General features: G+C 50.9%; 12 protein-coding genes. 7 read left to right on the forward strand and 5 right to left on the reverse strand.

The annotated features are described in order from the left end of the window. Positions 1–458: 458 nt before the first annotated feature. Positions 459–2,390, forward strand: coding sequence for an S-layer homology domain-containing protein (locus LQ229_RS11100; protein WP_230191737.1), 1,932 nt, complete (start codon positions 459–461; stop codon positions 2,388–2,390). 291 nt (positions 2,391–2,681) lie between these two features. Here the strand turns inward: LQ229_RS11100 and LQ229_RS11105 are convergent, their stop codons facing one another. Continuing rightward, positions 2,682–4,064, reverse strand: a complete 1,383-nt coding sequence (locus LQ229_RS11105; RefSeq protein WP_216536848.1) for an MATE family efflux transporter — start codon at positions 4,062–4,064, stop codon at positions 2,682–2,684. A gap of 150 nt (positions 4,065–4,214) precedes the next feature. Here LQ229_RS11105 and LQ229_RS11110 point away from each other — a divergent pair, with 150 nt between their 5' ends. Next, positions 4,215–4,637, forward strand: coding sequence for an RsiV family protein (locus LQ229_RS11110; protein WP_216536849.1), 423 nt, complete (start codon positions 4,215–4,217; stop codon positions 4,635–4,637). A gap of 94 nt (positions 4,638–4,731) precedes the next feature. Here the strand turns inward: LQ229_RS11110 and LQ229_RS11115 are convergent, their stop codons facing one another. The 3 genes from LQ229_RS11115 to LQ229_RS11125 are packed head-to-tail and all read right to left on the reverse strand — an operon-like array spanning position 4,732 to position 6,397. After that, entirely contained in the window at positions 4,732–5,547 is an 816-nt protein-coding gene (locus LQ229_RS11115; RefSeq protein ID WP_216536850.1) for a DUF368 domain-containing protein, read from the reverse strand. Between the two features lie 55 nt (positions 5,548–5,602). Continuing rightward, positions 5,603–6,067 (reverse strand): hypothetical protein, encoded by a 465-nt coding sequence (locus tag LQ229_RS11120; protein WP_216536851.1) that lies wholly within the window; start codon positions 6,065–6,067, stop codon positions 5,603–5,605. Between the two features lie 3 nt (positions 6,068–6,070). Next, positions 6,071–6,397, reverse strand: coding sequence for a helix-turn-helix transcriptional regulator (locus LQ229_RS11125; protein ID WP_216536852.1), 327 nt, complete (start codon positions 6,395–6,397; stop codon positions 6,071–6,073). Positions 6,398–6,650: 253 nt separating this feature from the next. Between LQ229_RS11125 and LQ229_RS11130 the strand changes: the two genes are divergently transcribed. The 5 genes from LQ229_RS11130 to LQ229_RS11150 all read left to right on the forward strand — a co-directional run bounded on the left by LQ229_RS11130 (position 6,651) and on the right by LQ229_RS11150 (position 12,117). Continuing rightward, the gene (locus LQ229_RS11130) at positions 6,651–7,157 is read left to right on the forward strand and encodes a DUF2569 domain-containing protein (protein WP_230191738.1); all 507 of its coding nucleotides are present in this window, start codon (positions 6,651–6,653) and stop codon (positions 7,155–7,157) included. Between the two features lie 94 nt (positions 7,158–7,251). After that, positions 7,252–7,836, forward strand: a complete 585-nt coding sequence (locus tag LQ229_RS11135) for a TetR/AcrR family transcriptional regulator (protein WP_230191739.1) — start codon at positions 7,252–7,254, stop codon at positions 7,834–7,836. Then, the gene (locus LQ229_RS11140; protein WP_230191740.1) at positions 7,829–8,818 is read left to right on the forward strand and encodes a glycerophosphodiester phosphodiesterase family protein; all 990 of its coding nucleotides are present in this window, start codon (positions 7,829–7,831) and stop codon (positions 8,816–8,818) included. The genes LQ229_RS11135 and LQ229_RS11140 overlap by 8 nt, the downstream gene beginning before the upstream one ends. A gap of 113 nt (positions 8,819–8,931) precedes the next feature. Continuing rightward, positions 8,932–10,464 (forward strand): MDR family MFS transporter, encoded by a 1,533-nt coding sequence (locus tag LQ229_RS11145; RefSeq protein WP_230191741.1) that lies wholly within the window; start codon positions 8,932–8,934, stop codon positions 10,462–10,464. A 900-nt stretch (positions 10,465–11,364) separates the two neighbouring features. Then, a complete protein-coding gene (locus tag LQ229_RS11150) occupies positions 11,365–12,117 on the forward strand; it encodes a MerR family transcriptional regulator (protein WP_216536965.1) in 753 nt (250 codons plus the stop codon). A 108-nt stretch (positions 12,118–12,225) separates the two neighbouring features. On the opposite strand, the gene LQ229_RS11155 is transcribed toward LQ229_RS11150, so the two are convergent. After that, complete coding sequence (locus LQ229_RS11155; RefSeq protein WP_216536857.1) at positions 12,226–13,005, reverse strand: AraC family transcriptional regulator; 780 nt, start codon at positions 13,003–13,005, stop codon at positions 12,226–12,228. Between the last annotated feature and the right edge of the window lie 63 nt (positions 13,006–13,068).

Below are 13,068 nucleotides of genomic sequence, written 5' to 3' on the forward strand. Positions count from 1 at the left end.
CTTAAAGGTATTTTGGAATACCAAGCATTTTCCTTACTCATGGTCAACCAATTTCACCTCAGCCAAAATAAAAAGCACCCAAAGGTGCTTTCAGCCTGTTAATAAACCTAAACAGGCTGGGCTTGGCCCCTCCCGCGAGCGGACTTTCATCAGCGAGATGATGCACGGATAGCTGGGCTCGTCGAAATAAAAAACCTGCATCCGCAGGGACACTTCATATACACTCGCCAGATTGATGCTTCGTTTGCCATACAGCACCCGACATTTTTCGTCTTTCCCTTAATCATAACATTGTTTTTACTCCCCCAATTCTGATCTTTTTTACAATAGGCTATGTCTCGCGAAGGCGGGATAGTATCGATGGGAGAGATGAAAACGGTTTATAAATGCATGGAAAATACATCCGGTACGAAGTATGATAGAATAGACAACTTTGAAGAGAGGATGAAAATGAATTTATGAAAAAATTTAGCAGATTAGGCCGGGCGGGGGCTCTGCTGCTTACGGTCCTGTGCGTTCTGGCGGCGCCTATCGATGTGCGCGGAACGGGAAATGCAGTATACGCGGCAGAATTTTCTTCCTTCCCGTATTTGTCTGCAGGGACCAAAGAGATTGATATCGGCCTGCGGACAACCTTTACGACCGGATATTCTATCATACGCGGCGTCGGCAATGTCGACGATATCAAGACTGCCGCAACGTATTCGATCGACGATCCTTCCGTCGCCTTGGTCGATTCCAACGGCGCCGTATATTCCGTAGCCCCGGGAGAGACGGTCTTGCGCGTCTCTTACGAGGGTCTGACGCTCGACATTCCGGTAACGGTATCGGAGAAAGTGCGTTGGAAGACGGATCCGCCGACGAGTCCGCAATCCACGCTGGACGTATATGCCGGCGTAGATCGGACAAGGCTCGAGACGCACCGGAACGCTTCGCTGTCATTGCTTAATTCGCTGCGCGGGGCGGTGAATGTACCGCTGTTCAAGTTGGACGAAAGTTTGAATAAGGCGGCGCAAGCCCATGCCAATTACACGACCGTACATAAGTCCATGACCCATATTGAGGGGAAGGATAAGGAAGGGTTCTCGGGTGCCATGCCTTCCATGCGCGCAGAAGCTTTCGGGTATCCCAACATTAGCGTGGCGGAGACGATCGCCCCGACCTTCGACGAGCCCGTCAAAGCGACACAAATGTTGATCGACGCGCCTCTTCACCGGATTACGCTCTTGTCGCCGAGTGTAGACGAGGTCGGCATCGGGGTAGCGGACGGCTATACCGTCATCAATCCCGGAACGAAAAAATTCGGGGAGACGATGAAAGATCGGGATATCGTTTACTATCCGTACAACGGCCAGAAAGACATACCGACATTTTGGCTGGCCAACGAATCGCCGAATCCGCTCGCCTATTACAATCAACAAGGGGCTCGGGTCGGTTATCCGATATCGATCAGCACCTCTTACGGCAATAAATTGATTCATAAATCGGCTGCCATTACCGAAGCTTCAGGCAAAGCGGTCGATTATTATTTAGTGAATGCCGATACCAAAGGGTCGGATGAAGCCATCTTGCTTATTCCGAAGCAACCTTTGCAAGGCAATACGACGTATACGGTCAGCGTCAGCTTCAGCGAGACGAACAGCTTTTACGAAGAGAAGGGCATTCCGGCCGTCGAGTTCACGAAATCGTGGAGTTTCACGACAGGCGCCGACGATCAGGCTGCGAACCGTTCCTCGGATCGAGCCGATTCTTCCACGGAACGCAAAGCGGGTACGGGAGCAGAGGCGGAAGCCGAAGCGCCTGTCCAAGAGCCGAAAGAATCCGCTCTCCCAAGCTTTAGCGATGTCCGCTCGCATTGGGCCCGCGACACGATCGAATGGGGCTATCAACTTGGCATCGTCAACGGCTATGAAGACGGAACGTTCAAACCGAACACGCTCGTGAGCGAAGCGGAATTTCTGGCGATGCTGTTCCCGCTGTACCCCGATACGACGTCCCAAATCGAGGAGGACGGTACAGTGCAAGGCGTATGGAGTCTGGGGCTTTGGAGCGATAAATATTATCGCTATGCGACGGCGCTTCATTTGGGGTTGAAGGAAAGCGCGGCGAACGCCAAGTCTCGGAATGCGCCGATCACCCGGGCCGAAGTTGCGCAAATGATCGCCGGATTAAACGGAAAGAACTATGCGAATGATGACGACGCAATCCGATTTTTGCTGGACGCCGGCTATTCGACCGGCAAAAAGGCGCCTACCGTGGAAGGCTATGCCGGGCAAGACCGGCTTACCCGTGCCGAAGCGCTCCAATTTTTACGTAATTTGAAGCTGCAAGGGATGGATGCCATTCAAAGCCGCCCGGATACGGCGGCTCCGTATGTGAAAGCGGAATAAATCGCATCCCGCGCCGTTTCCGTACCGAATATGAACCGTATGATGTACGAAATACAACAATTTCTTGCTGTTTCATCCCGAAACGATGCTGTTGTTGTATCATTTACAACATTTTTGTCTCAACTTGGGCCAAATGGCATTGATTACTGTGATTTGGTTGTACAAAGTGCAACATAGCAACCAATGTCCCATATGATCCCCTTCCAATGTTGTATTCCGTACAACTTCAGGAGTATCGGCCTGTTAAAGAGACGCGAAGGGCGCTTCATGAGAAGCGCCCTTCGATCTGTTTTACAGCAATGATGTCGCGTTCAGAGCGGCCGGAGCTGGTGCGAACTTCCGCTTCTGAATGTAGACCAGCCTGATCGACAAACAAATTCCTGCCGCCAGCAAGCCGACCGTAAGCCCGATCCAAAAGCCGGTCGCTCCGAGCCCGGTATAATGGGATAATAGATATCCGACCGGCAGGCAAATGAGCCAGTAGGCAATCAGCGTCATAATAAAGGCGATATTGACATCCTTATATCCTCGAAGCGCTGCCTGCGCCGTTGCTTGAAGAGCGTCGCAAATTTGGAAGAACAGCGCAAAGATCAAGAAATGTGCCGTTAACTCGATCACAGCCGCTTCATTCGAATACAATCCGGCCACTTGATAACGGAAGACGACGACCAGCAAACCGGTAACGAGCGAGATCGCGATCGATAAGCCTATTCCCAGCCAACTGTACGTTTTGGCGTCTTGATATCGCTTCGCCCCCACTTCGAATCCGACCAGAACGGTTAATGCCATGGAGACGCTCACCGGTATCATATAAAGGAAAGATACGATATTTAAGGCAGATTGATACGCCGCGACGGTGGCGATGCTGAACTTGCTGATGAGGATCGTCACGAACGCGAACATGCTGGACTCAAAAAAAGTCGAAAGGCCCATCGGCACGCCGATTTTTAGTATCTCTTTGCACTGCCGGACGGAAAACTCTTTCAAATTTGAAAAGATGCCAAAGTCGGAAAAAGGAGCTTGCGTTCGAATGATCCACGCAGTCACGGCCGCAATGAGCCAATACGTAATCGATGTGGCGTATCCGGCGCCGGCGCCGCCAAGTTCCGGAAATCCCCAATATCCGTAAATGAACGTAAAATTTAAAAAGAAATTGACCGGCAAAGAGCCGATCATAATGTACATGACGACGCGCGTAATGCCCATGGCGTAAATAAAGGACCGCAAAACGTTATACATGAACAGCGGGACGATCCCGAAGCTGAGCCCGACCAGATAGTCATGGGCCGTCGCTTGGACGGCTTGCGGCAAGCCCATCCGGTCCAAGATCGGATTCAGCAGCGCAATGCCGAGCAGGATGACTGCGAAGCCAATCATAACCGCCAAATAAAGCCCGTTCGTCACCGCCATGGTTACTTCCTTCGGTTTCTTCTCCCCGAACCGCTGCGCCGCGATCGGCGATACGGCCAGCAATATGCTGCTTAATCCGGTAAACACCGGACCCCAGATCGACGAGCCGATGGCGACCCCGGCCAAATCGGTAGAATTGTATTTTCCCGACAGAATCGTGTTGAAGAATATCATGGAGAACATCCCTAACTGCGTAATTAAGATCGGAATGATCATCACCAAAATTTGTTTGAGTTTGCCGCGTAATGTAAAGGTTTGATTCATATATGCTGCTCCCGGTTCATGGAAAGTATGGAGATGAGAATCGATTCCAATTATGCCATCGATCGCACATCGTTCCTATTATATCATCGATGGTAGAATATAGTGTCATGATGAACGCAAACTTTTTTGCATCCCTCGTTCGTCTATTCTATGAAAACGCCGATAGCTAACAAGAGGATTCAAGGTGGTGACGTAAATTGGAAAGAAACGTATTCGGTGGAGCCGTCCGATATGCCGGAAGATGCGTTTGCCGCCATTGTCATTGTATTTAACGAATACGATGTGGCGTCCGGCTATATGGGGACGGTGGAGTTTGTCATTCCAACGGAACGGCAGGCCGGGAAGGAATGTTACGTCCCGGTTTGCCATAACAGAAGAAGATCGCCTCATCCAACGGCAATGAATTCCGGCTGGTCGGCGATCTTCTCTTTTGTTGCCTGTTGGAAAACATCCAACAGAAATGGCGGATTCTATGCTCGATGGGGAAGTAGATTGGAAAACATCCAACCGAATCCCCCCGTCTCTTGCTTTTTGCGGCGTTTTTCCCGAATTCCATTGGACAGTTTCCAATGAAACGTTGTATTGCACAGTCGAAATGCGTAAACCGTTGGACAAATTCCAACGAACCTCATGCCGGCAACGACCGATCGCTAGCCAGTGGGGGCTGTTAAGCCTTCGTTTTCGATCCGAAGAACAGAGCTATGACAAGCCCTGCGGCGCAAGTGGCGACGCTAACCGCTATCGTCAACGGTTGGCCCGGCAAGCCTGGAAAGACGACGACGACCGATCCGACAATCATACCGATAATGACGGCATAGGTCATATGAGGGAAGCGGGACAGCAAATAACGAATCGCCTTGCTGCTTACGATAAAACCGATGATGACCCCTGCTCCGATGGTAGCGATCAGCGCGATATTCAGATCGGACAGCGCGTGAATGGCCGTCGAATATACCCCGAGCAGCAGCAGGATAAACGAGCCGCTGATGCCCGGCAGCAGCATCGCCATGCTGGCGAGCCAACCGGACAGGAACAAGCCGATGAAGATCGGGAATGTCAGGCTTGTAATCGGTGCCGCGGCTTCATCCGCAGGTATGAAAGCCATCGATGCGACGACTGCGGCGGCGATCAGCAAGACGACCAAGTGGCGTGCCGCAAAATTGCGCTTCGCGTCGGACTGTTTGACGATAAAAGGAAGTACGCCAACGATGAGTCCGATAAAGAAAAATTGGGTCGGCTCGTAGTGATGCTCCAGAAGATATTTGATCACTCGGCTTAACGCCAAAATGGCCGCCCCCATGCCCGCCGCTAAAGGTACGAGAAAACCGATATGGCGTTTCCACTCGCGGCTGAAAAAACCGCTGATTGCTTCCAGCAAACGGTCGTAAATGCCCAGCACAACAGCGATCGTCCCGCCGCTGACTCCCGGGATCAAGTCGCTGATCCCCATAATTAATCCTCGATAAATGTTCTTCCACTCCATGGTTTGTTCGTCCTCTCTTTTTATAAAAGTCGTCCTATCCGTAGGAATCTTGGCCTTATTCTCGAAGCTTCTTATAAATCAGCGCATCAAGCAGTTTATAAACGAAAAATAAAGCGATGAACCCGGCTCCGTACGCGACAAGAACCGATTCGACAAGCAGCATCGGCAAGGAAAAGGGGGGCGCGGCGTTTCCCGCCAACCCTAGTGCGATGAGGACGGCAATGGCGACGATTGTCCATCCGATTAAATAGTAATGCGCGTGAAGCTCGAAAATCGTTGTATGTTTCGATAATGAAAGAAATTCTTTGACTTTAAATTGGGAAATGGCTTCTTTGGCGGCTCCCCAAACGATCGCAATAACGAACGACATGCCATATCCGGCCGACAGCAAGAACAGATCGTCCGGATTCGGGTTGCGGTCGATGTAGAAGGTGATCCCGCATACAAGGATCGAAACGAGCAACGACCAACCGTACTTCATATCATTCAAGCCGAATATTTTTCGCGTCAGGTTCTGCATGCTTCAATCCTCCTCCTTAATAAATTGGTTTACCATTCGTGTCGTTTGCTTCCAGTCCCGCACGAATTGATCCAACAGCCGCTTGCCGGTTTCGGTAATGGAATAATACTTGCGTCTCCCGCCATGGCTTTCGTTGCCCCAGAAGGAGGAGACGGCGCTTTGCTTCTCCAATCGTTTCAGGGATAAATACAGCGTCGCTTCCTGAATTTCAAAAGCGCCTTCCGTTCGCGTCTTGATCGTTTTGGATATTTCGTAGCCGTAATTCTCCTTCTCGTTCAGGATGGATAAAATGAGGAGATCGATCGTGCCTTTCAACATCTCCGCGTTCATGGGAATAACCTCCGACTTGATTACCTAACTATATTAAGTACATAACTATCATAAGGTAAAGTATTTAAAATTGCAAGGCACTTGAGGTTGACAAGCACCGCTCTTTAGACAAGCCTCGACAGACTTTTCAAAAAAGTACTGGAATATTTTCCATTCTATGGTTACGATAAGAGGGGTTGGCGGGATTCCGTCAGACAACCGAGCCGGATGACCCGTTTTGCCATATCATTCCATTACAAGGATGTGTTGAACATTGGAAACGAATATTCAAGAAAAAAAATACGACCGTCTGCCATTGGAAATTTCAGGTTTAGGCGGATGGCTCATTCTGGTGCAGATTGGTTTATACCTTACGATTGTAGTGATTCTAGGGCAGCTGTTCCTGTACTCCTTTCCGATATTCGGTTCGGAAACGTGGGAATTGTTAACCTCTCCGGAGTCTGAGTATTACCATCCGCTGTGGGCGCCGATGATCGTGTTTGAAACCGTCTATAACATCGCTTTTGTATTGTTTTGCGGATTGATCCTATTTCATTTTTACGGCAAAAGAAAGATCGTACCGAGGCTGATGATCATCTTCTATGGCGCCAGCTTGGCCATAGGGATCGTCGATTTGATCCTCATGTACCAGATTCCTGCATTGCTGGAAATGGAAGACGGAAGCTCGCTGAGAGATACAATACGATCTGCGATCGTGTGCGCCGTTTGGATTCCTTACTTTATAAAATCGAGAAGGGTGCGGAACACGTTTATCCGATAGCGTGCGCTTAGTTGCAAAGACATTGCAAGCGAGATATAATGACCGTAGTCATTTTGTGACTTCGGTCATTTTTTGTGATGTGAGAGGTGAACCCATGCTAAGAGAAGCGCGGAAAAAACAACTGAAAGAACGCATTGCATATGAGGCTATCGAGCTGTTTAAACAAAAAGGCTACGACAACGTGACGGTAGAGGAGATTGCGTCCGTTTGCGGCATTGCCAAGGGAACGTTTTTTAACTATTTTCCGAAAAAAGAACATGTGCTGCTGCAATTGGCGGATTCCTATATGACGCTGATGGACGACATTGTTCAAAGACATCAAGAAGGCGCATTGAAGGAACGGGTATTGCGTATTTTCAACGAACTCTTCGACCTCTACTTGCAGCATGCCGGCTTGCTGCGCCTCACTTTGATCGAAACGATCAAAGCGGCGATCGAAGGGAAGGAAGATTCGGCGAACTTGGCGTTATTGCAAGAGACGCTTCGCGGAATGATTCAAGAAGCGATCGATGGCGGCTCCCTCCGCAGCCTATGGGATGCGGGGACGAGCGCCGCCGTGTTGGCGGGCGTATTTTTCAATACGCTCATGAACGGCGCTTCGCATTTGAACCGGATGGAAATGACGGAAGCTCTGCGGCGGCAGTTGGATGTCGTTTGGGGAGGCATTGCCGATGAATAAGTTGAAAAAAATAGCGAGAAGCAAAACATTTCTCTTCCTCGTCCTATTGATTGCGTTTATCTACTTGAACAATACCTCCTTCTTTGCGAAACCGCGGAACGGAGAACCGTTGCTTCTGGCTCACCGGGGACTGGCACAAACGTTCGCGATGGAGGGGATTGAGAACGATACCTGCACGGCCGAGCGCATATACGAGCCGGAGCATCCTTACTTGGAAAATACGATACCGTCCATGGAAGCGGCGTTTGCGGCCGGGGCGGATATCGTCGAACTGGATATTAAACCGACCAAAGACGGGCAGTTCGCCGTATTCCACGATTGGACGCTCGATTGCCGGACGAACGCGACGGGACAGGCGGGCGATTATACGATGGCCGAGTTGAAACAGCTCGATATCGGTTACGGGTATACGGCCGATCAAGGGAAGACGTATCCGTTCCGCGGCCGAGGGGTGGGGCTCATGCCGTCGCTTGACGAGGTGCTGGCCCGCTTCCCGGAGCAGTCGTTTTTAATTCATATCAAAAGCAACGATCCGGCGGAAGGAGAACAGCTTGCCCGCTATCTCGCCTCCTTGCCGGAAGAGCGGCTGCGCCAGCTGTCCGTTTACGGGGGAGACGAGCCGATCGCTTCCTTGCAAGCCAAGCTGCCGCAAATTCGCGCGATGTCCAAAGCGTCGATGAAGAGCTGCCTCATTCCTTACCTCGCCGTCGGATGGACGGGCTATGTTCCTTCCGCATGCGAGAATACGCAGCTGCATATTCCCGAGAAAATCGCTCCTTTGCTATGGGGGTGGCCCGACCGCTTCCTGAACCGCATGGACCGGGCCGATACCCGCGTCATCGTGGTGGGCGGGGACGGCAGCGATTTCTCCAGCGGGTTCGATACGCCGGAAGATCTCGGGCGTCTGCCGTCAGGCTATTCCGGCGGGATATGGACGAACCGGATCGATCGCATCGCCCCGCTGTACCGGGACGGAACATAACGGGAATTTAATCGATTTTATACTTCATTTTAACACTGACATAATGCTGTCAGCATTCCCTCTCTATAATGATGATATCTTCAATCAAACATAGTTGAGAGGAATGGAATGACATGAATTTGCATCACCGTAAAATGGGAATGACGGTGGCAGGGCTGCTGCTCACCATCCTGATGGCTTCGATGGATAATACGATCGTTGCGACGTCGATGGGGACGATCGTAGGCCAACTCGGGGGACTCGATAAATTCGTTTGGGTGACGTCCGCGTATATGGTGGCGGAAATGGCCGGCATGCCGATTTTCGGCAAGCTGTCCGATATGTACGGCCGCAAACGGTTTTACATCTTCGGCATCATCGTGTTTATGATAGGCTCCGTTCTGTGCGGCACGGCGAATACCATTGTCGAGCTTAGCCTGTACCGCGCGGTTCAGGGGATCGGGGGAGGCGCTCTGGTGCCGATTGTGTTCACGGTATTATTGGATGCGATTCCCGCGGACAAGAGGGGTAAGCTGATGGGGCTGTTCGGCGCCGTCTACGGCATGTCCAGCGTCTTCGGACCGCTGCTCGGAGCTTATATTACCGATCATATCGGATGGAAATGGATCTTCTATATTAATTTGCCGCTTGGATTGATCGCCTTATGTCTCGTTATGACCTCCTATCATGAATCGCTTGAGCGGAGCCGGCAAAAAATCGACTGGCTCGGCGCCATGACGCTCGTCGGCGCGGTCGTATGCCTTATGTTTGCCTTAGAGTTGGGGGGCAAATGGTATGCATGGAACTCGGTGCAAATTATAAGCATGCTTGCCGGATTTGTATTGCTCGCCGTCATTTTCTTGAGCGTTGAGGCCAGGGCCAAAGAGCCGATCATATCGTTTCGAATGTTCCGGAACCGGCTGTTTGCAACCAGTACGCTCATCGCGCTCTTAAGCGGAGCGGCATTTATCGTCGCATCGGTTTATATTCCGATCTATATGCAAGGCGTTCAAGGCGGCAATGCCACGAACTCCGGCCTCATGCTGCTGCCGATGATGCTCGGCACCGTCGTGACCGCGACCGGGGGCGGATTCGTCATGAACCGGCTGTCTTACCGTTCGATCCTGATTTCAACGCTTGTGCTGCTCGTAGCGGGTCTCGGCCTGCTTACGACGATATCGGCCGATTCGTCCCGGCTCGTCGTCACCTTATATATGATTTTGGTCGGGCTTGGCATCGGCGCCTCGTTCTCGGTGTTGACCAACGCCGCGGTTCATTCTTTGCCGGCCAGGGAGCGGGGGTCCGCCAACGCAACCTTGAATTTTCAACGTGCGCTCGGCATGACGGTGGGCATCACCGTATTCGGAATACTCCAGGACCATTCGATGACGCGCAAATTAACGGACTCCTTCGCGGGCGGCGGTACGGGGGATTTGCCTTCAGGCATCGATTTGAGCGATCCGTACGTACTGATGTCGCCGTCGACCCGCACTCTGCTTCCGCAGGATACATTGAGCGCGATTACGGCCGGATTGTCCTCCTCCATCTCGGATACGTTCGCATGGGGTCTCATCCCCGCGGTGCTGGCCGTAGCGGCGGCTTTCCTGATGGGCGGCGAGAAGTTCGATCCGAAGGCGGAGATGGAAGCGTACGCCGCTTCGCATTGACGCCGGTCTCCGGCACCAAACATAAAGTCTGGCCCTCCGGCGGCCGGGCTTTTTTTGTCAAGCGCTTGATAGCAACTGCAATAATCCGGTTATTCGAAGGCCAAGACCGCTTTTTGGGCACTAGTGTTGCATCGAGAAGTTGATAGCTTCGCAAACCCGCAATTGGAGTCTGCTTCATCATTCGCCGCCGTTGATGGTACTGGCTTTATTGCGCATATAGAAGGGGATGCCTCCCTCCATTTCGAAGGCGATCGCGCAGACCTGCGCTCCTTGTTTGGCGCTAACGAAACTTTTGGCTCGCTAACGAATCTAACGATCCTTATTGGGCTCCAATTGAAGATGTTCTCATCCTAACGAAAGTACATATCGCTATTCATTGGAAATCGTCGATTGTACCGCCTTTTTCCCCCCATTAGCGTGTTTGAGTTTCGTTAGACATTGCAACATGGAGATTTACAGGCGATTAGCGTGTATCAGTTTCGTTAGCCCGCTCGGGCGGATCGTCAGCCGCCAGCGGTATGATGAAGTGGACTCTGATCGCAGGCTTTACCTTTTTACCCCGCGGGAATCGCTTGCCAGCACGCTGTACAGCTTCCATAACCTCTGCGGCAAATGATCGTTCAGGACTGCATGCAGCAATCCAATCCCGCTCCGTATGTAATAAACCCTGGCTTTCTAGCATCTGAACGAGGGGGATTTTCACAGAGGGCCGACAATTGGGGCAGAAATAAATGGATTTCTGCATTTGCGCGGGCGAAACTCGCCCAAATCTCCTTTTGTAAATGGATTTTTGCAGTTACATAACCAACTGTCAAGACGATCTCCCCCGCCGGCGGTTTTAAAATGGGTATTGACTCTCACGTTACGTTATACTTTATAGTTAGCAATGAAGGGAGGCCACTGGCAATGAGAGTGAAAGAAGTAGCCGATTTAACGGGAATCAGCGTGCGCACGCTTCATCACTACGATGAGATCGGGCTATTGACCCCGGATGGCACGACCGAGGCGGGGTATCGTGTATACTCTGACGACAATCTCGAAACGCTGCAGCAAATTTTGTTTTTCAGAGAACTCGGTTTCCCTTTGAAAGAAATTAAAGAAATCATCAGTCGTCCTTCGTTCGACCGGTTGGAGGCGTTGACGATGCAGCGCCGGATGCTGCTGGAGAAGCGCATCCGCGTCGACCGCATGATCGCGACGATTGATAAGACCATTAAGCATGCGAAAGGAGAAATGGAAATGTCCAATAAAGAGAAGTTCGAAGGCTTCGATTTCAGCCATAACCCCTATGAACAGGAAGCGCGAGAAAGATGGGGAGACGAAGCCGTCGACAAGTCGAATGCCAAAATCGCAAGCATGTCCAAAGCCGAACAAGAAGCGATGGGCGAGGAGATGAATGCGATCTACCGCAAGCTGGCGTCCCTTACCCATATGCCGCCCGAATCGGCGGAAGCGCAAGCGGCCATTCAAGAATGGTACGACTTCCTGAACAATATGGGCATGGGCCAATATTCGCTTGAAGCGTTCAAAGGATTAGGCCAAATGTACGTCGACGACGTACGTTTTACGCAAAACATCGACAAGTTCAAGGAAGGCTTGGCCGTATTCATGCGCGACGCCATGGCCGTGTACGCGGACCGCAACTCCCAATAATCGAATCTCGATCAACGCCTACTCGCGTTGTTAAACAAGGCACCGGTTCATCTCGAACCAGGTGCCTTGTTGCCGTTGCGCCTTATCTATGAGAGCGACGCCGCTCTATCATCCGATAACGCTTGCATCTTTCTGAGCAGCTTGCTTGCGATAAGCGCGTGGAGTCTTGCCGGTCTCGCGCTTGAACATATTGCAAAATTGCACGTCGTTCGCAAACCCTGCGTAATGGGCGATATCCGACACGAGCAGGTTGGTTTCCAGCAACAGCGACTTGGCGTAATCGATACGCCTGTTGATCAAATACTGCAAAGGAGATCTGCCGTACTTTTCCTTAAATACATGGCGGAATCGGTCGTAGCTGTAACCCGACAGCTGCGCGAGCGATTCGACCGATATTTTTTGCCGGTAATGCTCATCCATATAATTGATCACATATTGCAACTGCAATTGGCTATCCGCTTGAAACGGCTGTTTTTTCACTCCGAGCAAGCGTTGGATTTTAATGACAAGCGTATCGAGCAGCAAATTCAGCATATCCAAGTAACCGTACTCCTGGTTGAAGAATTCATCCTTCATCTGCATCACGAGCCGTTGAATGGAATGATCGTCGTCATCGTGAAAGACGGCGTTCAAATGTTTCAGCGCCGGTTGATTGCTGTGGAACCCGATAAACAACACGTCTCCTCCGGACGTATGTTTCTCGTCATGTACGACCTGGGGTGAAATTAGAGCAAACATGTTTTTTTGAAAATGGTACTCGTCGTTGCCGATGCGCGTATTTCCTTGCCCTTGAAAGTAATAGATTAACTCGTAACATTCATGGCTATGTTTCGGAATATACTTATTGGTCAACCGTTTGGAGAAAAACAAGAAATCCAACTGGTTCATTGGAATCGCTCCCATTTTCGTTAATTAGCCGTTTCGTATAAAAAACATGACCGTTTTAGTCTA

It is taken from the genome of Paenibacillus sp. CECT 9249, assembly GCF_918697855.1.
Classification (GTDB): domain Bacteria; phylum Bacillota; class Bacilli; order Paenibacillales; family Paenibacillaceae; genus MSJ-34.